This is a genomic window from Chroococcidiopsis sp. CCNUC1, assembly GCF_023546805.1.
GTDB lineage: Bacteria > Cyanobacteriota > Cyanobacteriia > Cyanobacteriales > Chroococcidiopsidaceae > Chroococcidiopsis > Chroococcidiopsis thermalis.
Window position 1 is genome coordinate 3,566,727 of the sequence record NZ_CP097480.1, and the last position, 22,021, is coordinate 3,588,747.

The window sequence follows — 22,021 nt, forward strand, 5'->3', positions numbered from 1 at the left end:
AACCACGAGTCAATCCAGAAAACGATCGCACCCTTATTGGCTTAACATTTCGTATAAATACAGTGGTGGTTTCTCATAATTCCTCCCAGACTTATTGACCAAAAAGAAAGCGATCGCCCACCTTAATTCCTCATTTTGATAATCGTTAGATTAAAACTATCCTCAAAGCAAGTTCATGAATTTTTATAACTGAATTTTTATAACTAGTGAATAGTGAGTCACAAGTGGCTAGTAGCCAGTGGCTGAATTCTTCATCTAGTCACTAGTCACCAGTCTCTAGTCACTGAATAACTGATAACTGATTAGGGGAAAACTAAACGTGTAATCACACAGACTTGAGGCATATGACAGAACCCCAACGTCAGCCAAATTATCCACCTCCCGCACCCCGCGTTCCTCCCATACCACCACCACCGCAGCGAATGAATTCCAGTGGAGATACGGGAGTGGTGAGTTCGACGCAGCCAATCCAGCCGATACCCAGCACCCATGTAGCGGTGAATGTGACAGGGGTGAATTCGACGCAGCCAATCCAGCCGATACCCAGCACTCATGTAGCGGTGAATCCGCCGGAAGAACCGTTACCCTTACCATCTACAAGTCCTCGTCTCAACGTACCTAGACCAGCACCACCTAGTGCTGTCCGTCCCAGACAAAGTAAAATTAGTAACGCGCCTACATTAGAACAATTGGTACGAGAAGCATACGATCGCGGTATTTCCGACTTACATTTAGGAGTAGGTGAAGTACCGCGCTTTCGCGATCGCGGTCAAATTATACTTACCGATCATCCCCCGATCGACGAAGAGATTTTTTTCAGTTGGCTGCGAGAAATTCTGAGCGATCGGCAAATCGAGCAATTCAAAGAAGATTTAGAATTTGACGGTGCAACCCAATATGAAGGATTGGTGCGGGTGCGGATCAATATTTTTGTTGCTCTGAATGGTCCAGCAATGGTACTGCGGCTGATTCCGTTAAAAATCTTAACAATGGAACAACTGAATTTGCCACAGGTATTTAGAGATCTATGCCACTACCACAAAGGATTAATTTTGGTGACAGGACCGACAGGTTCGGGTAAGTCTACCACGATGGCAGCAATGATCGACTTTATCAACAAGACGATGCCGAAGAATATCATTTCAATTGAAGATCCAGTTGAATTCGTGCATGTTAGTCAAAAGTCGTTGATCAAGCAACGGGAAGTAGGAATTCATACATTAAAATTCGATAACGCCCTCAAAGCATCCTTGCGAGAAGACCCAGATATCATTCTGATTGGGGAAATGCGCGATCGCGAGACAGTGAACACAGCCCTCAAAGCAGCACAAACCGGACACTTAGTATTTGGTACGTTGCACACAAACAGCGCTGTAAAAACTATCGAACGGATCTTGAACCTTTACAATCCCGAAGAACAGGGACCCATGCGAATTCAGGTGGCTGAATCGCTCGTAGCAGTCATCGCTCAAAGCTTAGTTCGTACTACAGATAGCAAACGAGCAGCCGTACACGAAATTATGATTAATACAGACGCAATTAAAGATTACATTATACGTAATCAGGTTGAAGAAATAGAGGCAATTATTCCTCGTTGTGGCTTCGAGGGTATGTGTACCATGAACCAGTCTTTGTATCAGCTATACGAACAAGGACGAATCACGGAAGAAACAGCCCTAGAAGCCTCACCCAAACCCAATGAAATGGCTATGACCCTTAGAGGTCGAGTCTAGGAAGAGGGGTGAGGAGTGAGGAGTGAGGAGTGAGGGAAATTTTAGATTTTGAATTTTGGATTGCTCATTTTGAATTGCTCCTCTGCTTCCTTGTCCCCCTTGTCTCTTTTGTTCTCCCTCGTCTCTCTTGTCCTTACTCTAACCCCCGCTAAAATTGAGTCATTCCAAATCGCTCCAAGTATTTAAAGGCATCGCCCTGTTTACGCGGGGGGGGGATCTGATTTATTGTATCGATCGCTCTAAACAGCAGCGCTGGCATTTACAGTTATGCATGGAGCTACAACAAATACTAGGACTGCCAGAGCCACCCCACTTTCTCGTTCCTTGCTACACAGCAACGCTAGATTGTTGGTTAGATCCACAGACTCAGCACATCCAAACCTTTGCTGAAGCTTATCCATTAGTGATGCGCCATCAGGCATTACTCAATGCAGTTTTTGATGTCGGAGAATTAGTGTGGCAGGCAGCTCCTTGGTCGGAAGAATTTTGCGATCCGATCGCATTAGCTACCTATCGCGCTTGTTTTCCCCAATTGTGGGACGATCGTGGTTTGATCGTGCGGTTCGATCCATCCACTGCTACCCCACATATGAGATATGATGCGACTGCTAATTTCTCTCAGACGGAGCTAAAAGCACCGGAAATAGAAACCACAGTTACAGCTACAGAGGCAACCCCAGCAGAATCTCAATATTCCGAAAAGCTAGGTTACGTGCTGCGCTTATTTGTAGCGGGACACAGTGTAAATACCGAGCGAATCCTTCAGACTTTACATCAGCTGCTAGAACAATCGCTACGCCATCCTTACACCTTAAAAGTTGTCGATGTCTTTAAACATCCAGAGCAAGCCGAACTATATCAAGTTTCTGCTACCCCTACTTTAGTCAGAGCGTGGCCTCACCCAGTCCGAAGACTCGTAGGTGACTTAGATAACACGGCTAAGATTTTGAAATTGCTGATATCGCCGGAATTATAGGAGACCAGGGAGACCAGGGAGACAAGGGGGACAAGGGAGAGAAGAGAGAGTCGCGGAGCGATCGGGAGCGCAAGGTTGCTGAGGGAGCAAGACAAGTCACAAGTCACAAGTCAGAAGCGATCGCGCACCACTCACTACACCCCACACCCCACACCCTACACCCCACACCCGATTCTTCACTGCTCGTGCGCTCCCTGACTAATCCTGCTGGTGGGAGAACAAGTAAGCACCGTAAAGAGATAAGGCGATCGCGACTATGAATAAAACAAGAATGCTATACCAAGGAAACTGCGATAGTGGTAAATACGCAGCCGCTCTTAGCCCAATACTGGTGTAGGTTAGTGGTAAAAGGTAAACAACCACTTTGAGGAAACCTGGTAGCGTCCCAGGCTCGAAAAATGTGGCTCCCAGGAATGACATTGGCACGATGAGAAAGTTGTTAACCAAACCTACGCTTTCGAGCGATCGCACCTTTAACCCAACTATTACCCCCAACCCGGCAAATACAGCACAGTTCAAAATTAACAGCAGCCAGAACAAGGGATTGAGAAAACTCCAAACCTTACCAGTAAAGATCGCCGCCACTAAAACCACCGCCGCTGAAGTCATTAACCCCCTCACAACTCCAGCTAGCATTTTACCCATGTGTAAGGCAAGGGGATGAACGGGGACTAAGAGCAATTCCTCAAAGGTTTTGGCAAATAGGCGATCGCCACAAATTGAAAATGTCGTGCCACCAAAGCTAATGGTCATGGACGATAGCGCCGCCATTCCAGGCAAGATAAACTCTAGATAGCTATCACCTACAGCAGGCTTGGGCAACGAACTTCCCAAACCCAGACCAAACGCCAAAATATAAATCAAGGGCGACACTAAGCCTGAAGCAGCAACTTGGGCAATCCGCACTCGTAATTCTAGCCAATCGCCCCAAAATATCGTTAAACTATCTGCTATCAGGGTTTGTAGATAACTCTTTCTTGCTTTTAACGTGCCAACTTGAAAATCCACTTACTTTGAGTCCGAACTACGAATTCATACTTCTTAATTTTATGAAAAATCAGGGATCGGGAAGTCGGGAAAGAGAGTGACTAGTGACTAGTGGCTAGTGGCTAGAATTTCTTCCTTGTCCCCCTTGTCCCCCTTGTCTCCCTTGTCTCCCTCGTCCCTAAGTCTTTCTTATCCCTACACCCTACACCCCTATCAACGATGAGACGTAAAGCTACTACTAGAACTGCACCTGCTCCGAAGTCTTCACCAGTCAAAACTGCCTTTAATTACCTTTCGGTTATGGTACTGGCGGCTGTGTTGATCTTAGGAATTGGTATTGGCATTGCTTTTAGTTCCACGACAATTACCGATACTCGAAACGTTGCCTCTCGCGAGTTTATCGATCGCGCCGCACCTAATGCCGATCTGTGCGTGCAGTATGGCGCTAGTGCAATGGTCATGGATACTAGACTATTTGTTTCTCTCAACCCCTTCAACGTGTATGTATCTCAGCCTAGTATGCGCCCAGGTTGCGTGCTGAGAACCAACAGCTGGAATCTTTTAGAAGACCGTAAATTAGTGACTAACGAACAAGTGCGAGATTGCAAAAACCGAATGAATACGTTTGGTTTTACGGGAGATTTAGGCACTTCTCCAGAAATTAATTGCGTTTATCAAAATGACGGAGCCAAGAATTTCTATCTGACGCAATCTGGCGGTACGCCTGGTCAGACCGAACAATTCTAAAAGCTAAAAAAGGCTAATCAGGTATTTATGGGGGCGTACAGCTAGCTGTACGCCCCCTAAAACTAAATGAATTACTGCAAGCGATGTCCGCAAGCAGAACAGAAGCGATCGCTCGGACTGACTTCCGTACCGCACTGACTGCAAAAGCGGTGCGTACCTGAGACTGCTTTATCCATGCGCAGTTCCATGTTACCCATGCGCATTTGCATTGGATTCATACTCATTTCCATGTCACCCATTTTCATAGGCTTCATTGGCTCCATCGGTTTCATCGGCTCCATTGGCTCCATCGGTTTCATCGGCTCCATCGGTGGCATCAATGAGGTAGGAATATAATCGACCTGCTGTAGTTGAATTTGTTGAGCGCCTTGAAGTGAAGGAGATTCAGCCATCATGCCCATACTATTACCCTGGATTTGGATAAAGTATTGTCCCTGACTAGTCGTAATTTTGACGACTACACCGCTAGCATTTCGGAATGATTCTGGGGATGCTGTCCAACTTCCCGTCACAAAACTTTGACTCGATTGTTGCTGCTGTCCGAGGCTACTACTAGCAGTAGTCACAATTGTTTGCTTACCTTGATTGTCGAGGTAGGCTCTTTGACCCGTGCCAATCTCGCATACGTAAGCCATGAGAACCTCTTTACTGATTAATTCCTAATTACTATTATTATCTAATCTTCTTGCAGTTAAAGAGCGATCGCTTAACATTTATCAGTTAACAGGGAGCAGGGAGTAGAGGGAATTACTCGTGACTCGTGACTCGTGACTTGATTGTGTTTCCCTTGTCCCAATTTTGACTTCTGACTTTTGACTTTTGAATTCTCTTCCCGCTACACTCTTCTATAGAGCTGAATCTGTAATCTTTCTCTTCCTGGAATTTCCCTTTCTAGATCCACAAAAGTTTTTTCCAGCTTGTAGTTTTGTCGAAGATAGTTTTTCATTCTATCTAAAATATTTTTATTTTCAGTGCGATCGCTAGACACGATCGCATAAAGTGGTTTTTTTGCCATAATTGTATCTAGCTCTCTAGCCGGATCTTGACCGGTGATTTTTGCTAGTTTTGTGGTGATAAATAGAGGAAACGCATATCTAGTTGGTACTTGAGCTGGTACTAAGCAGTAAATTACTGCGTGATAGTTAAAGACATATATATAATCTGTAGAACTCACTCTTTGATTCAAGTATCGAGCAATTGCAGAGGGAGTGTTTCCCCAATCTTCTATTCCTTTAATACCGCGAAAGTATATATACTTTCCGCTGAGTTGAATTTGAGGATATAAATTATTAAATATCGGCGTTACTAAGATGAAAGTCAATAAAAGAATGTTTTTAAAATTCGTAAATTTATTGATTTTTAAAACTATATTGTTAATTAAATAAGCATTTAACAAAGCCAAAGAAGGTAAAACTTGAATAAAATAGTTTGCATAAAAGCTTTTAGGAGAAGAAACACCAAGAATGGCTGCAAATATCCACACAAGTATATAAACTAGCTTTTTATTCTCGCCTAAGTTATTTCTACCAATTGTTCTCATATAAAGAGGTGTTGCGAATAAACCCAATAATAGAAATAAGTTCCTCTTAATTTGAATTGTCAATCCCGATGCCAAGCTTGCCAATGTCACTCTCTCACCAGTGACACGCAATAAGTTAGCTGTGAAATTAGCAGATACATAATCGTTGAAGTGACCGTTAATCCAAAAATAAACTGCGATTAAGATAGTAGGAAGGATAAAACCAGAAAGCAGAAACACGTAGCTTCGCCAAAGGTGTTTGAATCGATACTTTTTAGTTTTTGGTGGCAAAAACCGCAAAGCGATCGCCGTTAAAATTACAATAGCAATGAACTCAAATATCACGACTTGCTTAATTGATAGTGCTATTCCCATTGCCAAACCAATAGTAAATAGCCGTAGGAAATTGCGGCGCACTGAACCCTCAGTATTTATTTGAAATAACTGGTAAAATGAGAATGTGGTAAAAACGGCAAAAAATATTTCTGTATTAGCGGCAAGTTCATCGTTCCCTGTTGAAAAAGTAGCGTAAAGCAAACCTGCTATTAATCCAAGTTGACGCTGACCGTTACCCAGTAATGTACCAAACTTATATAAGAGAAAGCAGGTCAGTGCAACAGCCAAACAAGCCATAATAGCTGTTGAAAAAACTGAATTGCCGAATAGAATTATACCCAGACAATAAATTAGGTATATCCCAATGGGTTTGTTGTCCCAAATTTCTGTATAAGGAAGTTTACCCGCCAGAAAATCTCTGGCTATCAAAAAGTACAAACCTTCATCACCGTTGTTGTTGATCCCAAACTCAAAGAAGGCTGGCAACCGTAAGAGAAAAACTAAAATCGTAAAGCCTATACAAACTAATAAATCTATCTGTTTGACTTGCTTTAATCTCATATTCATTCTGAAATTAATAAGATTTAGTCGAAAAAATAGCCGAGCTCGAATTACAAGGAACAATCAAAGCTAATACTTTTCCAAAAAAGTTAGATCAAAAATATCCCATGTAGGTTTAAAATCTCTGTAATTTTCTATACAAAAGATTGAGAAATACACTAATAAATTGTTTCTGAACGGTAAAATAGAGTTAGTTAATTTGTGCGGGTATGGCTATAAATAAAGGAGGCGATCGCATGACAGTATCCACATCAATTCCTCAGATGCCAGTACCGCGAACTTTTGCCACAGTTGCAGAAGAACGTCGCGATCGCAAACAACGCTTAGCGGTTGCTTTCCGCCTCTTCTCTCACTACGGCTTTGATGAGGGTATCGCCGGACACATCACAGTCCGCGATCCTGAATACCGCAATTGCTTTTGGGTCAATCCCTTTGGAATGCACTTCGGACAGATTTGCGCGCGAGATTTGATTCTCGTCAACGACAAAGGTGAAGTTGTAGAAGGCAACAAACCAGTTAACGCAGCCGCCTTCGCCATCCATTCTCAAATTCACGCCGCCCGTCCCGATATCGTCGCCGCCGCCCACGCCCACTCTCTCTACGGTAAAAGCTGGTCTAGCCTCGGTCGCCTCCTCGATCCCCTCACTCAGGATGCTTGTGCTTTCTACCAAGACCACAGCTTATTTGACGACTATACCGGAGTCGTACTCGATCCAGCCGAAGGCAAACGCATTGCCCAAACTCTAGGACAAAACAAAGCCATTATTCTGAGAAATCACGGTTTACTGACTGTAGGAGAAACAGTAGACGAAGCAGCTTGGTGGTTCATTACAATGGATCGTTCCTGTCAAGCGCAACTCATGGCAGAAGCCGCTGGTATGCCTCGCGTCATCGATCCTCAACAAGCAAGTACTGCCCACAGCCAAGTAGGTTCTCACCATATCGGCTGGTTTAGCTTTCAACCGCTGTATGACAGAATTGTGCAGCAAGAACCCGACTCGCTTGATGACTAGCAACTCAGCCATCAGAATGCCCTAGATAGGGCATTTTGTAATTGTGCCACCATTTGAGCGCGGGATGAGACATTCAATTTGCGAAATATACGTTTGAGCGCTTGTTTGACAGAATTTTCAGTAATCCAAAGTTGCGTGCCAATTTCGGCATTTGTCAATCCTTGAGCCACTAAATCGGCTATTTGAATTTCACGCGGCGTAAGACGAAGAGAATTGTCAGCGCTGGATTTAGATCGATCTATCTCTAAATGGCAGCTAACAGAAGGCGATCGCATTGTTGCCATGCGAGTAGATAAATGCAAACAAATTGCACCCAGATCGGTTAAATCTTGAGTGGTAAAGGCAAGATTGCCCCGTTCGCGAGTCAATCCAATTCCACCCACTAGCTGGCTGTTGCAGACAATTGGTCCTGTCATGACATGCCAATGATCGGCGCGGGGACAAATTGCTCTCCAGGCTTTAGGTGACACGACTAATGCTTCATGTACGGGTGCGTGGTGTTCGACCAAGTAGCGTAAAACTGGATTGTATTCTACCGATGTAGCGAATTTGAGAATACCTTGCCACTTGGGATCGACAGAGGAAAGTTCATCAAAGAAAAATAGCCTACAGCGGCGGGCTGCAAAGTACTCGCTGACTGTTACCATGACACGCTGGTGTACTTCTGGAAGATTTTGCGCCTGAGCAATCGCCGTAAATAAAGATTGTAAAGAATCTCTCATCATTGTGAGTGCAAACTGTACCCGATCGAGGACTAGATGCAATTGGGAGAGCAATATTATCTTAACTTCAGTGACAGTCAATCTTTTGTCAATTCACCCTCAGAGAAAACTTTAGCATGGCATTAAGTTCTAACTTCAACTTTGCACCGACAGCATCTCGGCGCTGGACTCAAATGGGTTTTTACATAGTAGCAGTACTTTTCAACCTTTGCCTGACTATCCAAGTGTTAACCGTTGGACTTGCCTACTTTTACAATCCTCAATGGTGGAATGTTCATGTTTGGCTGGTGCGTGGTTACAGTGGATTGTCTTTAGTTTTATTGGTGTGGGTGTACCTAATTCCATATCCGCGTCGAGTGCGGAGTTTGACAACAAGTATGCCAATATTGCTGGGGTTACAATTTCTCACGATTCATCTGAAGTCACCCTTACCTTTAGGTGTACTTCATCCCTTGTTTGGATTCGCGTTATTTTCTGCATCCACAACCTTAGTTCATCATGTTTGGCGCATTTTATCGACTAAGTCTAATGTGGAAGAGACTGCTTTGACACATGACTAATGACTACCTTCACGAGTGTTCGTAACTTAAATAGACATGTTCTAGAACATAGGAGAATAACAAATCCAGTAAAGACTATTTACAGTCTTCTGAAAATGGTTGTTAGTACAAACTTAGGTGTGAATGTCATGGGCGAGAAACTTGAAGATATTTTTAATTATCTCCAAATTTCAGATTTAATTGCTACATCAGGACAACCAACTGAGTCACAAATAGCAGCAATTAAAGAAGCGGGTTATCAAGTGCTAATTAATCTTGCTCCACTCGAAAAATTTGAAACTACATTACCGAACGAAGCAGCATTTGTGGAGTCTCTGGGTATGGAGTACGTTCACATTCCCGTCATTTGGAATAAACCAACTTTAGAAGACTTCGATCGCTTTGCTCAAGTCATGCAAGCTAATAGCGATCGCCCTGTTTTTGTCCACTGTGCGGGTAACTTTCGCGTTTCTGCATTTATGTATCTCTATCGACGAATTTATCAAAACATAGATGAAGAAGAAGCACAAAAAGACTTACACAAACTTTGGGTTCCTGATGATACTTGGCAGCGATTTATGAAAGAGGTCATGGGTAATGGGTAATAGGTAGTTGGTAGTTGCACCGCAAAATGATTGGCGATGGTACAGGGATCTTCAACAAAACCTGCCCCTACAAATTCTGCTAACTGTTCACTCCTTCCAATTCATTTTCGGTCATTTCATACATCTGACGCAACTTTTCTAACTTTTCAGGATCTGCATTCCAAAAACCGCGTCCGTGTGCTTCGATCGCTCTACCAACAATATTACGAAAAGCTTCGGGATTTGCCTTGCGTAACTTTTCTGCCATCTCTGCGTCAAGAACGTAAGTATCTGCAGCTTGGTCATAGACCCAATCATCGGTAAAATCGGCAGTCCCACCCCAACCAATTAAAGCTGTCATGCGTTGAGAAATTTCAAACGCACCTCCCGAACCTTGATTTACCATTGCCTCCGCCCATTTCGGATTGAGTAATTTGGTGCGGTATTCCATTCTGAGTAAATCGTCCAAATTACGCGGTGTCGTATCCTGAGAAAAACTTTCGACAAAACTCGCAGTTACTTTTTTCCCTCGCTGCTTTTCCGCTGCCTTTTTCAAACCACCCGTATTAGCATAGTATTCTTGAATATCCGTCAGACCGTATTCGACAGAATCGATTTCTTGAACGATGCGATCGCACTTTTGCAATAATTGCGTCAAGACTTCCGGTCTAGCCCGTCCCTTATCTTGTCTACCATAACTAAATACATTGCGATCGCGCCAAGTATTGCCTAACTCATCCCCCGATTCCCAATTTCCATCCGTGACTCGTTCGTTCACCATCGAACCGAAATCGCCTGCTGGATTGGAAAATAGCCGCGCCGACGGATTTTCTACGCCCTGCGCTTGTAAGGCTAAATAGTGCTTGCGGATGAAATTTTCTGTTTCCGATTCCTCAGCCATAGCCGCCCGTTGGAATAGATCGTCGAGTAATTCGATAATGTTGACAAAGCTATCGCGAAATATGCCGGAAAGATTTCCTAACACGTCAATTCGAGGATGTCCCACTTGGGCAAGTGGCTTCAATCCATAACGGACGATCCGCCCCGTACCTTCCTTGATGAGTTCCGCTCCGACTAATTCCAGTAAAATTCCTAAAGACTCGCCCCGCGTTTTAATTGCATCCAGTCCCCATAACATCACCGCCACGGTTTCGGGATATGCCCCATGTTCTTGTAGATGTTGGCTGATAATATTTTGCGCGATCGCCTTTCCTCTTTCATATGCCGCAGGTGAAGGCATTCTGTAGGGATCTAAAGCGTGAATGTTGCGTCCTGTAGGTAACACACCCATACCATCCCGCAACAGATCGCCTCCAGGTGCAGGAGGGATGTACTCACCATTGAGTCCGCGTAGTAAATTGGTTAATTCCTCATCCGTTTGCATCAATAAATCGCGGATTTGTAACGCTTCTTCTAATTGTGCGATCGCATTGACGGGCGGGTTTTGAGGAAAGCCGTCTCGTTTTGGCTGTGAATCTTGGGCTAAACCCGCCCCTACAATTTTCCCATTTGCGATCGCGTCTACCACATCTGCTGATAATTCTTCGCCAAAATATGCTTGCAGATAACTTGCTAATTGTTCTCCACTGGGCGGTTCTCCTAAAACGTGCAATCCGCTGGAAAATAGGCGGTTCTCTAATACTTGTAAATACTCGTATACCTGTAATAAATAGCGATCGAAGACAACTTTACTAAATAACCGGGCGTTCTCAGAAGTAAAAGCAATCCCTAAATGCTTTGCTTCTGTCAAGGGACAATCTGTATTAATTCCCGTATCTACAATTTTCTTACAAATTGCCTCTTTTAAAGCATAGTTCTTCTCTGGATCTTCGCGATATTCAGCAATCAAATCGCGCAACGCTACTAACTCTTTGTATAAGCCTGCCCGACCGTAAGGAGGAACGTTATGAGAAATAATCGTCCCGTATCCCCGCCGCTTTGCCAAAATTGACTCAGAGGGATTATTCGCGGCATAAATATACAAATTGGGCAGATTGCCTAACAAAATATCCGACCAAGAATAGCCTGTGTTTCCCAAAGGAGAACCAGGCAACCATTCCACCGTCCCATGCATTCCAAAATGAATCACTGCATCCGCTTGAAATTCTTGCTGCAACCATTTGTAGTAAGCTGCATATTGAGGATGGGGAGTTAAATCGCGATCGAACATCAACCGCATCGGATCGCCAGGAATACCTAGAGGCGGTTGTACGCCAATCCAAACATTACCTAACTGTACTCCACCTACAAATAACTCATCGCCGTAAGTCTTAATACCGCTGCTAGATAGAGATTTCCAATGTTTCTCAATTCGGGATGTTTGCAAGTAACCAAGCCATTTTTCTAACCTCTGCGTGGGAACGGTATTTTGTAGGGGCGCATCGGTTGGAACGATAGATTGTAGGAGCGCACGACTGTGCGCCCCTACAGGAATATTTTCATCTGCCTGTTTTACCCACCGGATCAATTCTTCCCCGTCTTCTGGTAAATCTCCAACGGTATAGCCTCGATCTTTTAAAGCTTGGAGAAATTTCAGCAGCGATCGCGGTACATTTAATAAGGCTGCCGTCCCTGTAGCTCCGTAACCAGGGGGAAAACCATAGAGAATAATGGCTATTTTCCTTTCAGCCGCAGGTTTCTGACGCAAAACAATCCATTTGTGCAACCTTGCTACCAAACGCTGGACTCGTTCGGGGATCAGATAGATCTTTTCTCCCACCAAGCCACCCAAAGGCACGGTATCGATCGCGCCGTCGAGTTCTGGTAGTGCATATAATACGACACTTTGCAAGCCCCCGATTCCTTGGCGCGTCCAAGAATGGATGTCTTGAATTAAGAGTGGTGCAGCAACGATATAGGGTACGTTCTTGGCGCTGAGAATGCGCGTAGCAACTTCTACCTGTCGTCCAGCTTCCATCGAACCCGCCGGACCACCTACCAAAGGAAAGCCAATAGTAGAAACGATTGCATCGACTGTAACAGCTTCACTCGATAAAGAAGGAGTTTCGACATTTCCTAGCTGTCTTTGTGCGGTTTCATAAGTTGTCGTCATCCAATCTCTGACTGCAACGTGTCCTTCTACACCGTTAATAAAAATTGGTAAAGGGATTAATCCTGCCCGTTCAAAATAGCGAATTAATTGAGGAATATAAGGTTGTTTGGTGATGACGTGTTTGCGGTAGAGTAGAATTCCAACAATTGGTTGTGTAGAGACGTTACATGTAACCTCTCTACATTTTTGATACCAATTTATATATTCGCGGGGTGAGGTGAAAAAGCCTGAATAATCGGGGTGTAATAACCCCATATTGGGTGTTTCGATCGGGGGAGGAATATCACCTATTTTTAACCCTAAATATTTTTCGGCTAGCGTCCAAAATAGTGCCGCAACGTTATCCGATCCACCCGCATTCCAATAGCCGTAAATAATTAACCAGTTGCGTAAATCTTGCACTTTTTGAACTGGGACGTATTTTAATAGTTTTGGTCCCACTTTTAAAAAGCTGATATATCCTGCGAGTCGGTCTTCTTCTCGTCCTTGACTAAATTTATCCAGAATAAATTTAACTGGTTTGGGCATTCCTTTGGGTTTGTCACCGATCGCAAATGCACCGAGTTTGGTTAAACTCATTAATTCCAAGGCTGACTCAAATACCAAGCGAATTGGGATCGCGGTGAGGCGATCGCGCAACCACAAAACTTGATCGTAGTCAAATAGCAAGCTACCGAAGAAAACATCAGCGTTATCGAGTGCAGCCTCTATTTCTGTAGGTTTGGTAGAAATATCGCGATCGCTAAATACGGAAATTTCTAATTCTGGGCAGCGGGAACGTGCCAAATCTGCCGCTTGACGATACAAGTCAGCGTTGAAAGATTCAAACCCAGCGATCAGTACTATGCGCTTCATGCCCAGATGTCAAGAAATTTCTACTTCGATCTTAAGGAGAAATTTCTTGCCTGGGTAGAGATGCGATCTTCGATCGTGATTTTCAACCGGATGAGATACAAGACCTGTAGTAGGGGCGCACAGCTGTGCGCCCCTACCAACGTATGCCATCTTATCTCAATCTCGCCACTACCCAATTCGATCCAACCAGCCGCCAACATCTACAGATAATTTCTGCCCCAACCGCAAAAGATAGCGCAGTTGAGTCAGATCCCAAAGACGATCGCCATTTCGACTTTCTGCGTCACCGTCAAGAGTTTGGAGACACTGCGGGATAATTTGACTGTGCAGACAGCGGCAGTAAACTTCTTGGACGCGCGCCAATGATAAACCGAGATTGAGCTGACAACCGATATCGATTGAACGCTCGATTTTTTGAATGTCCTCTACAGCAACATTACCGTGTAATAGTTGCCAGAGCGATCGCAGCATCAGCTGTTCTAGACTCTGTTTAACTTCTGGTAACTTCAACTGACAGCGTAACAAGTTAGCTTCTGTAGCGACTGCTTCTAATTCTGCCCAGTGTTCCCAAGTGTCGCGATCCCCAATTTCTTCACATAGCGATCGCACCAAATCTAAACAGCGACTACCCAAAGCAATCTCAGCCGCAACTTGCAATTCTTGGGGTACGGGTAAGTAATCGCGGTGGTAAGCCATGAGTACCCCATAATTATCGCGGTAAACTTGGGTGTAGAGCAGATCTAACCGTGTCAAGCTTTCCTGACTTAACATCTGGACGATCCGGTGACGTTCTTCTGCAATTAAATCTTGCAAATTGAACGAGCGATCGCCAAATATTTGAATCATCTTCTGAATTGTATGGGCAGCGCTAGCTTGTTGCAAAGACTCAAACACTTGCTCTTTCATCTGGTTGTACGATCGCCGCCCTGTAAATGGCTGAATGCAGCAATGAAAATCCCAGCCACCGAGATGCAACACGGCAAACACCAACTCTTCCTTCTCCCAGGTAATTTCTGACGTGAGTTCCAATTGCCCTACGGCTAGAGTCAGCGTACCGACGCGCTGCCATTGGTAGTCTAGCTGATTGACTGTATAGCAATAGATATGCGGAGTAGGCAGCGGGCAGTGGGTTGTAGAAAAGCGATCCAGTTGGCTGTTGACCGTTGAGCGTTGACCGTTAGAGCCGATCTCCTGTTTCCTAAATAAGGACGTAATGGCATATTGAGCGGCAATTTGCTGAAAGTTAACTTGAGCAGTTAACACCAACTGTCGGTAAACTTCCGCCCCATGACCGAAAAACTCGACATTACTAGGGGCAAGGCTGAGACGGTTGATAAATTCTTTTTCAAGTTGCACGCCTGCTACATCTTCGGCAAGTTCCAAAGCTCTAGCAGCATAACGCAAAATTTGCGTGCCTTCGGGACGGGAAATTTCTTCAAAGAACCAACCGCAACTCGTATACATTAACAAGGCATGGCGCTGCATTTCCAACAACCGCAGGGCATCGACTCGTTCTGAGTCCGTCAGCGAATGGGATTGATGGAGAGAGAGAAAGCGTTGAACGTTAGCCACCGAGCGATCGCGAATGACTTGAATATATTCATCCCGTGCTAACCAGGGATCGCAGAATAAACTTTTAGCAGCAGTTTCGTAAACATCAATTAAGCGATCGCGCAGCCAATCAAGGGCGTTGCGTAGGGGTCGCCGCCATTTTTGATGCCACTCACCACCACCACCGCAACCACAATCATCTTGCCAGCGGTCTACACCATGCGAACAACTCCAAGCAGTGACGGGTTTGAGTTCTACTTCCCAGGTTGGCGGATCGAGGCTGAGATAATGGGCGTAGTTCGTTACCGTCCAACCTCGGCGGGGAAATTCTTCTGTAAAGGCATAGGCGAAGGTTTTTTCCGTACCACCTTTGTGATGTCCGAAAGTTTCACCATCTGTAGCAACAGAAATTAACTGTGCGGGACGGCGATCCCCGCGAATTGCCAGTCCCATCCGTCCGATAAAGTGATGGGAATTGCTGAGTGCATCGCTAAAACCCATATCCCGCGAAATTGGACCATCGTAGAAGAAAATATCGATATATGGGCGGGAGTCGGGAAGAGGGAGTCGGGAGTCGGGCTGTTTTTCTCCTCTGCTCCTCTGCTCCTCTGCCCCTCTGCTTCCTTGTCCCCTCGCTCCTCGCTCCTCACTCCTCACCCCTTCGAGAAAGCAACGATAAGGACGAGTGGGATCGATCTGGCTGCCTCCGACTTCGTGCCACTGGGTTACTGGTTGTTCGTCTGTGGGGATCGTCCGACAGCGTTGGGCTTGGGAGGGAGCGAGAATAATGAAGCGAATTCCCTCTGCTACCAAAGCCTCTAGGGTGGGATAGTCTACCGCAGTTTCCGCCAACCACATCCCTTCAGGATCGCGTCCAAAACGAGAGCGGAAATCTTCTATACCCCAGCGGATTTGAGTGTATTTGTCTCGTTCGTTAGCTAGAGGTAAGATGATGTGATTGTAAACTTGAGCGATCGCATTCCCGTGACCGTTAAGACGGGCGCAACTGTTGCGGTCTGCTTCAATAATTCGCTGATATACCTCTAAATCGTATCGCTCTAACCAAGACAGCAGCGTAGAACCGAAATTGAAGCTGAAATACTCGTAGTTATTAACGATCCCCAAAACTTCACCGCGATCGTTCAATACCCTGGCAAAAGCATTTGGACGATAGCATTCATGGTGGATGCGTTCGTTCCAGTCGTGAGCGGGTGCAGCACTAGGCTGACGCTCGATCGCATCTAAGTAAGGATTCTCGCGCGGTGGTTGATAGAAATGACCGTGAACGGTCACGTATACACCTGTAGCCGTTTGCAGGGGATTGAGACTTACTTGATGCTTGGCATCGCGATCGAGCGGAAAATTTGATTCAGCAGCTGGAAGATCGGCAGCAGAGGTCATGAAAGTTATATCCAAATTACAAATTAATTTTTACAAGCTCTACAATCTGCTACCCTACATTGCTCAAAGGAGTAGCTATGTGAAATAACGTGCTTAAGACTCTAGATTAAAACTCAAATGAAGCAGAGATCGAGATAGCTGGGCGGTAAATCGTAACTGATGGCAGATGTTGAAGTCAGTCGCACCCTAGCTTGACCTTGCTCCTCAGCATGAGATCGCACTCGATCTTATTAAACTGCAAGTTTAGGTTTATTTAAGATTGGCTTAATATTTTTGCAACTAGCTTTGGGGATCGGTTCACGAATCTACACGATTGGTTACAAATCAGTTATCAGTTGTCGTAGGGGCGGGTTTAACAACAAATTCACGCCTATAACCAGCAATCTACTTACAAAACCGCCCGTACAAGTTCAGATTTTGTCGGGGCGAGTTTAGCAAAGAGTCACGTCTATAACCAAAAATCTGCGCGCAAAACCCGCCCTTACAGGGTTTATTGTCAACAACCAACAACCTTCGCCTAAAATCGGTTGTACCGATAATTAATCTGCTAATGTCAGGAAAAAATATTCTATTCTCCGTCTTGCTGCTATTTGTCCCAGTATCGATCGCCGCTCACATACTAGAGTGGGGAGAGCTGACGGTATTTATTACGGCAGGGTTGGCTATTCTACCGCTGGCGGCTTGGATGGGAAGTGCAACTGAAGAACTTGCAGTAGTTGTGGGTCCAACTTTAGGCGGGTTGTTGAATGCGACTTTTGGTAATGCCACTGAGTTAATTATCGCAATCGTGGCGCTCAATGCTGGATTGGTTGATGTGGTGAAAGCCAGTATCACAGGATCGATTATTGGTAACTTGCTGCTGGTGATGGGTTTATCGATGCTGCTGGGAGGGTTGCGTTACAAAGAACAGGAGTTTCAGCCTGTGGTAGCGCGGGTGAATGCTTCTTTAATGAACTTAGCCGCGATCGCCATTTTGATCCCCACGGCTGTAGACTTTACCTCTAGTGGGATTAGCGAAGCTACAATTCAACATCTTTCCATTGCGATCGCGATCGTCTTGATGGCAGTGTACATAATGACATTGGTGTTTTCGATGAAAACTCATGTCTATCTCTACGATGCCGGAGTAGCAGCAGCCGAACCAAGTGAAGATGATGCAGAAGAGGCAAAATCTAAGTTGTGGGTATGGGTGGGAGTCTTATTAGGGGCGACAATTCTCGTGGCAGTGGAATCAGAATTGCTAGTTGATGCTTTAGAAGTTGCGACATCCCAGCTAGGTTTAACGGCTTTGTTTACAGGGGTGGTTCTAGTCCCAATTATCGGTAATGCCGCAGAACACGCTACAGCCGTCACCGTGGCAATGAAAAATAAAATGGATCTTTCGGTATCTGTTGCTTTGGGATCGAGCTTGCAGATTGCGTTATTTGTCGCTCCCGTACTGGTAATAACTGGCTGGATGTTGGGACAGCCAATGGATCTCAACTTCAATCCGTTTGAACTGGTAGCAGTAGCAGTATCGGTATTAATTGCAAATTCTATCAGTTCCGATGGTCGCTCGAACTGGTTAGAGGGTACATTGCTGTTAGCTGCATATGCAGTGTTGGGGTTGGCGTTTTATTTCCACCCCGTAATTGACGGTATCGGATAATCCCTCATGTCAATCAAGAATATTATCTCGCTTGGATTGTTGGTTTTCATTCCCATCTCGATCGCAGCTCGTTATTTAGAATGGGGATCGCTAACAATATTTATCACGTCAGGGATCGCGATCGTCCCTTTAGCAATTTGGCTGAGTACGGCGACGGAGGAAGTGGCGATTGTTACGGGTTCCTCAATTGGTGCGTTGTTAAATGCCGTATTCGGCAATGCCACAGAGCTAATTATCGCCCTAGTTGCCCTTAAAGAAGGATTGGTTGATATTGTCAAAGCCAGTATTACGGGCAGTATTATCAGCAATCTACTCCTAGCTATGGGTTTGGCGATGTTGTTGGGAGGTTTGCGTTACAAAGAACAGGATTTTCAACCTGTGGTAGCGCGAGTGAATGGTTCTTCCATGACATTAGCCGCGATCGCAATTATTCTACCGACACTGGTGATTGAAACTTCTAGCGGCATAGAACCAGTAGCGATTAAAAATCTCTCCATTGCAGCCGCAGTCGTGTTGATTCTTGTCTACGGGATGACGCTGCTATTTTCGTTAAAAACCCACAGCTATCTATACGACGTGGGATTGGTAGATTTGGAAAATGAAGCTCAACCTGAGTCTGAATCGTCTACCCACAAACCTAATCTCTGGCTGTGGGTTGGCGTTCTAGCCGCCGCTACGCTTGCTGTTGCTTACGAGTCAGAGTTGTTTGTCGGTCAGGTGGAGGAAGCTACCGCTGGATTGGGGTTAACTCCCTTATTTACAGGTGTGGTGCTGTTACCTCTAGTTGGTGGTGCGGCAGAATACGTGACAGCAGTGCGAGTTGCGGTCAAAAATAATATGGACTTGTCCGTCTCGATCGCAATGGGTTCGAGCCTTTTGGTAGCATTGTTTATGGCTCCTGTGTTGGTAATTGTCGGACAGGTAATCGGACAGCCAATGGATTTAGATTTCAATCCTTTTGAAGCCGTAGCTGTAGCGATCGCTGTGTTAGTTGCAAATCTGATTAGTTTAGATGGGCGTTCTAACTGGTTAGAAGGAACTTTGCTATTAGCAACCTATACAGTCTTGGGCTTAGCTTTCTATTTTCATCCAGCGTGATTTAGAGCTAACAAAATCTCAAAGGTCGAGTAGAATACACACCCCTCGACCACGCTGTTATTTTCGATCTCTCACCGGTATGACTCGATCGAACCTGGACGGTAAAGGCTTAATAGCAGCACTGTGTGCCGCTGCTACGTGGGGTATGGTGGGCGTCTTTGTCCGGTGGCTTCCAGGGTGGTCTCCCTTTGCAGTTCTGGCAGGTCGCTTTTTAGCCGCTACGGCTGCGATGCTGCCGATCCTGTTGCTAGTACCAAGTTTTCGACATAATCTGGCTTTCTCCTTTCGCACTCTGCCAATCTGGTGGTTGAGTTTGCTGGCTGTTGGGGGTTATGTCTTAGGTACAACAGCTTTTCAGATGGCACCTGTGGGGGAAGTTACATTGTTATTTACGACTTCACCTTTGTTTATTATTGCTTACAAGTATGTTGCACGCTTACCCATTAAGCGAAGTGAAGGCATTGGAATGTTACTAGCTACGGCTGGAGTTAGTTCGATTTTGTTCCCTCAGTTATCTAGTTATAAAGCTGTTTCTTGGCAAACAACGACCGGCTATCTTTTGGCATTAGGTGCTGCGGGTTTGCTTGCACTTTATACGCTTTGGTTTAAGACTCTTGCCAACCAGAACATGGCACCAAAATCGATTGATGTCGTTTTCGTTACTTGTTTGCTTGGCAGTGTTTTATCTATATTGGGTGCAATTTTCTTCTCTAAACTATCAATTGGAATCGGAATTGATAGACAGGCGATCCTTGTATTGTCAGGGCTAGGAATCTTGTCCACTGCTTTGCCATTTTTGTGTTATACGGTAGCAGCTCAGCGGCTCCCAGTAGTACTGTCAACTGCAATATTGCTGCTAGAGCCAGTGTTTGCCGTGTTATTTGCCTCTATAGCTTTACAAGAAATTCCATCGCTTTGGTTTGGCATTGGTAGCATACTAGTTTTTTGGGGATTACTAACAATTACTAGAGCTACCAATTCGTCATGAGCTCGCTCGGTAGGCTCTTCGATCGCCTCTCTTTAAAACTCAGATAATTCAGAATATGCGATCGGACGATCGAATATTTTGATATAGAGCGATCGCTTTAAAAGGATTTATAGAGCGCGCAAAGCCTTCTTAATTTTTATAGAAAAATATACTGTAGTTTTCTACGCAGCAACCTAAAAAGCAATGTATAATATCGTACATACGCATTAGACAATGAATTCCTAGATCGGGGAGTTAGACAGAACAAGTCAGTTTAATCCATCGTTAGCTTCTATTCTCCAACAGTTCCGATAAGAAGAGGAGAAGTTTTAGTAATGGTTAGTCAAAAAACGATTGAAATTGTTAAAGCAACTGCACCAATTATTAAAGAAAAAGGTGAAGAAATTACCAGGCGAATGTATCAAATTGCATTTGAAGAACGACCTGACTATAAACGCAGCTTTGAAACGACTTGGATGCAGCATCTAGACGGTGGCGGGCAAGCACGCAAGTTAGCTGCGGCTGTTTACGCCTATGCGACTCATATTGACCACCTAGATGAGTTGGCTACCGCAGTAGATAAGATTGCCCATCGTCATGTAGGAACTCGCATACTACCAGAGCAATATCCGCTGATTGGTGAAAAGCTGTTGCAGGCGATGAAAGATGTTTTGCAAGATGCCGCAACTGATGAGGTTATTGCAGCATGGGCTGAAGCCTATAATGCTTTAGCAAACATCTTTATTCAAAAAGAAAATGCGATCTATAAACAAGAAGATCGAGAACTAACTGAGCAATTGGCGAAAGCTGACCGTCCCTAGTGCATTGGACTGACTGACAAAAGCCAAAGTAACGGCTATTTTAGTCGAGAAGCTGAAACAGGCTGAGTGCCTAATAGACCGTGCGATCGCCTATCCTTAAAATCAAAGTAATCAGAATATGCGATCGCTTTACCCAATATTTCGATTCAGTTTAATGTTCTCAAAGATTTGTAATTTACTATTGCGAAAACCGCTACGAATTAAGTAGTATAAAAATATAAATATGTCACTCTGGTGGCAGTTAAGTATTTAGTTTGAGTAACTTTTGTGGAGTTTATTCTAATTACTCGCTCCAACAAGGACGCATAGCGATCTCACTCAGTTTTGACTCAAAACTAGTCTTGCGTCGATAAGTTCGACGATATTCAGCTGCACGGAGATGCTGCCATGAGATCCGGTGCGAGAAGTTGGCTTCGGTTATACCAATACTGCTCACCTGCTGTGGAATAGGAAAGAGCAACCTAACCAAGGAGCGAACTATGATTGACGCGAACGAGGTTCTCAAGGCAATGTGTGAAAAGTATCAGGCAGCTGTTAGTGCAAACGATTCGACAGCCTATCGGAAGTTATTCGCCACAGATGCGATTCGGATTCCACCAGGATCGGAGCCTGAGCGCGGTTCGGATGAGATTTCAAAGAGCGAACAGAAGGACTATGATGTTGCAAAATGGACTGTTCAGCTGACACCCCTTGATGCTCTACGGATCGACGATCGATGGGTATATGGAGTTGCACAAGGCAATGTAAACACTGTCGCCTACGCTGATGGGGTGACAAATTCATACAAAACCACGAAGACCTGGCTTTTCCATCAAGAGGACTCGGGAGAATGGCTAATTAAGAGGCAAATGTGGAACCTCAAGTAACGATCGCCAAGGTGGGGTTTCTTCTTATGAAACGCGATCGCACCC

Annotated in this window: 18 protein-coding genes; 11 read left to right on the top strand and 7 right to left on the bottom strand. The window is 44.8% G+C overall.

Annotated features, from left to right (window positions below):
* The first annotated feature begins 344 nt into the window (after positions 1–344).
* Both M5J74_RS16645 and M5J74_RS16650 read left to right on the top strand, forming a co-directional pair.
* Positions 345–1,733: a type IV pilus twitching motility protein PilT gene (locus M5J74_RS16645; protein ID WP_015155200.1), complete on the top strand. Its 1,389-nt coding sequence runs from the start codon at positions 345–347 to the stop codon at positions 1,731–1,733.
* Positions 1,734–1,887: 154 nt separating this feature from the next.
* The gene (locus tag M5J74_RS16650) at positions 1,888–2,709 is read left to right on the top strand and encodes a circadian clock KaiB family protein (protein WP_250012513.1); all 822 of its coding nucleotides are present in this window, start codon (positions 1,888–1,890) and stop codon (positions 2,707–2,709) included.
* 198 nt (positions 2,710–2,907) lie between these two features.
* Here M5J74_RS16650 and M5J74_RS16655 read toward each other — a convergent pair whose 3' ends face one another.
* Together M5J74_RS16655 and M5J74_RS16660 are read right to left on the bottom strand one after the other, a co-directional pair.
* Positions 2,908–3,717: an ABC transporter permease gene (locus M5J74_RS16655; protein WP_015155202.1), complete on the bottom strand. Its 810-nt coding sequence runs from the start codon at positions 3,715–3,717 to the stop codon at positions 2,908–2,910.
* Positions 3,718–3,818: 101 nt separating this feature from the next.
* Positions 3,819–3,971 (bottom strand): hypothetical protein, encoded by a 153-nt coding sequence (locus M5J74_RS16660; protein WP_250012520.1) that lies wholly within the window; start codon positions 3,969–3,971, stop codon positions 3,819–3,821.
* On the opposite strand from M5J74_RS16660, the gene M5J74_RS16665 reads away from it, so the two are divergent.
* A complete protein-coding gene (locus M5J74_RS16665; RefSeq protein ID WP_015155203.1) occupies positions 3,916–4,443 on the top strand; it encodes a DUF3172 domain-containing protein in 528 nt (175 codons plus the stop codon). The genes M5J74_RS16660 and M5J74_RS16665 overlap by 56 nt on opposite strands.
* A gap of 71 nt (positions 4,444–4,514) precedes the next feature.
* On the opposite strand, the gene M5J74_RS16670 is transcribed toward M5J74_RS16665, so the two are convergent.
* Both M5J74_RS16670 and M5J74_RS16675 read right to left on the bottom strand, forming a co-directional pair.
* Positions 4,515–5,078, bottom strand: a complete 564-nt coding sequence (locus M5J74_RS16670; RefSeq protein WP_015155204.1) for a zinc ribbon domain-containing protein — start codon at positions 5,076–5,078, stop codon at positions 4,515–4,517.
* Between the two features lie 200 nt (positions 5,079–5,278).
* Positions 5,279–6,922 (bottom strand): glycosyltransferase family 39 protein, encoded by a 1,644-nt coding sequence (locus tag M5J74_RS16675; protein ID WP_127022838.1) that lies wholly within the window; start codon positions 6,920–6,922, stop codon positions 5,279–5,281.
* Positions 6,923–7,095: 173 nt separating this feature from the next.
* On the opposite strand from M5J74_RS16675, the gene M5J74_RS16680 reads away from it, so the two are divergent.
* The gene (locus M5J74_RS16680) at positions 7,096–7,872 is read left to right on the top strand and encodes a class II aldolase/adducin family protein (protein WP_371934049.1); all 777 of its coding nucleotides are present in this window, start codon (positions 7,096–7,098) and stop codon (positions 7,870–7,872) included.
* An 11-nt stretch (positions 7,873–7,883) separates the two neighbouring features.
* Here M5J74_RS16680 and M5J74_RS16685 read toward each other — a convergent pair whose 3' ends face one another.
* On the bottom strand, positions 7,884–8,594 hold the full coding sequence (locus M5J74_RS16685) for a LuxR C-terminal-related transcriptional regulator (RefSeq protein WP_106166446.1): 711 nt from the start codon (positions 8,592–8,594) through the stop codon (positions 7,884–7,886).
* 116 nt (positions 8,595–8,710) lie between these two features.
* On the opposite strand from M5J74_RS16685, the gene M5J74_RS16690 reads away from it, so the two are divergent.
* Entirely contained in the window at positions 8,711–9,154 is a 444-nt protein-coding gene (locus M5J74_RS16690) for a DUF6220 domain-containing protein (protein WP_015155208.1), read from the top strand.
* Positions 9,155–9,249: 95 nt separating this feature from the next.
* Entirely contained in the window at positions 9,250–9,738 is a 489-nt protein-coding gene (locus tag M5J74_RS16695; protein ID WP_241994167.1) for a protein tyrosine phosphatase family protein, read from the top strand.
* Between the two features lie 79 nt (positions 9,739–9,817).
* Here the strand turns inward: M5J74_RS16695 and bchH are convergent, their stop codons facing one another.
* Both bchH and M5J74_RS16705 read right to left on the bottom strand, forming a co-directional pair.
* Positions 9,818–13,624, bottom strand: a complete 3,807-nt coding sequence (gene bchH / locus M5J74_RS16700; RefSeq protein ID WP_250012525.1) for a magnesium chelatase subunit H — start codon at positions 13,622–13,624, stop codon at positions 9,818–9,820.
* Between the two features lie 168 nt (positions 13,625–13,792).
* Positions 13,793–16,576 carry a DUF3536 domain-containing protein gene (locus M5J74_RS16705; RefSeq protein ID WP_250012527.1) on the bottom strand — a complete coding sequence of 928 codons (2,784 nt, stop codon included), beginning with the start codon at positions 16,574–16,576 and terminating at the stop codon, positions 13,793–13,795.
* Positions 16,577–17,126: 550 nt separating this feature from the next.
* Here M5J74_RS16705 and cax (M5J74_RS16710) point away from each other — a divergent pair.
* The 5 genes from cax (M5J74_RS16710) to M5J74_RS16730 all read left to right on the top strand — a co-directional run bounded on the left by cax (M5J74_RS16710) (position 17,127) and on the right by M5J74_RS16730 (position 21,976).
* The gene (cax, locus tag M5J74_RS16710; protein WP_106166438.1) at positions 17,127–18,224 is read left to right on the top strand and encodes a calcium/proton exchanger; all 1,098 of its coding nucleotides are present in this window, start codon (positions 17,127–17,129) and stop codon (positions 18,222–18,224) included.
* 6 nt (positions 18,225–18,230) lie between these two features.
* Positions 18,231–19,322: a calcium/proton exchanger gene (gene cax, locus M5J74_RS16715; protein WP_250012529.1), complete on the top strand. Its 1,092-nt coding sequence runs from the start codon at positions 18,231–18,233 to the stop codon at positions 19,320–19,322.
* A gap of 79 nt (positions 19,323–19,401) precedes the next feature.
* Complete coding sequence (locus tag M5J74_RS16720; RefSeq protein WP_106218158.1) at positions 19,402–20,310, top strand: DMT family transporter; 909 nt, start codon at positions 19,402–19,404, stop codon at positions 20,308–20,310.
* Positions 20,311–20,624: 314 nt separating this feature from the next.
* The gene (locus M5J74_RS16725; RefSeq protein WP_106166435.1) at positions 20,625–21,110 is read left to right on the top strand and encodes a globin domain-containing protein; all 486 of its coding nucleotides are present in this window, start codon (positions 20,625–20,627) and stop codon (positions 21,108–21,110) included.
* Positions 21,111–21,589: 479 nt separating this feature from the next.
* Entirely contained in the window at positions 21,590–21,976 is a 387-nt protein-coding gene (locus tag M5J74_RS16730; RefSeq protein ID WP_106166434.1) for a nuclear transport factor 2 family protein, read from the top strand.
* Positions 21,977–22,021 lie beyond the last annotated feature (45 nt).

What these genes read in the sequence shown, in the direction of transcription:
- cax (WP_106166438.1), top strand. Translation starts at nt 17,127, where the DNA reads ATGTCAGGAAAAAATATTCTATTCTCCGTCTTGCTGCTATTTGTCCCA.
- M5J74_RS16690 (WP_015155208.1), top strand. Translation starts at nt 8,711, where the DNA reads ATGGCATTAAGTTCTAACTTCAACTTTGCACCGACAGCATCTCGGCGC.
- M5J74_RS16670 (WP_015155204.1), bottom strand. Translation starts at nt 5,078, where the DNA reads ATGGCTTACGTATGCGAGATTGGCACGGGTCAAAGAGCCTACCTCGAC.
- M5J74_RS16725 (WP_106166435.1), top strand. Translation starts at nt 20,625, where the DNA reads ATGGTTAGTCAAAAAACGATTGAAATTGTTAAAGCAACTGCACCAATT.
- M5J74_RS16645 (WP_015155200.1), top strand. Translation starts at nt 345, where the DNA reads ATGACAGAACCCCAACGTCAGCCAAATTATCCACCTCCCGCACCCCGC.
- M5J74_RS16665 (WP_015155203.1), top strand. Translation starts at nt 3,916, where the DNA reads ATGAGACGTAAAGCTACTACTAGAACTGCACCTGCTCCGAAGTCTTCA.
- M5J74_RS16730 (WP_106166434.1), top strand. Translation starts at nt 21,590, where the DNA reads ATGATTGACGCGAACGAGGTTCTCAAGGCAATGTGTGAAAAGTATCAG.
- M5J74_RS16705 (WP_250012527.1), bottom strand. Translation starts at nt 16,576, where the DNA reads ATGACCTCTGCTGCCGATCTTCCAGCTGCTGAATCAAATTTTCCGCTC.
- M5J74_RS16680 (WP_371934049.1), top strand. Translation starts at nt 7,096, where the DNA reads ATGACAGTATCCACATCAATTCCTCAGATGCCAGTACCGCGAACTTTT.
- cax (WP_250012529.1), top strand. Translation starts at nt 18,231, where the DNA reads ATGTCAATCAAGAATATTATCTCGCTTGGATTGTTGGTTTTCATTCCC.
- M5J74_RS16685 (WP_106166446.1), bottom strand. Translation starts at nt 8,594, where the DNA reads ATGAGAGATTCTTTACAATCTTTATTTACGGCGATTGCTCAGGCGCAA.
- M5J74_RS16720 (WP_106218158.1), top strand. Translation starts at nt 19,402, where the DNA reads ATGACTCGATCGAACCTGGACGGTAAAGGCTTAATAGCAGCACTGTGT.
- M5J74_RS16695 (WP_241994167.1), top strand. Translation starts at nt 9,250, where the DNA reads ATGGTTGTTAGTACAAACTTAGGTGTGAATGTCATGGGCGAGAAACTT.
- bchH (WP_250012525.1), bottom strand. Translation starts at nt 13,624, where the DNA reads ATGAAGCGCATAGTACTGATCGCTGGGTTTGAATCTTTCAACGCTGAC.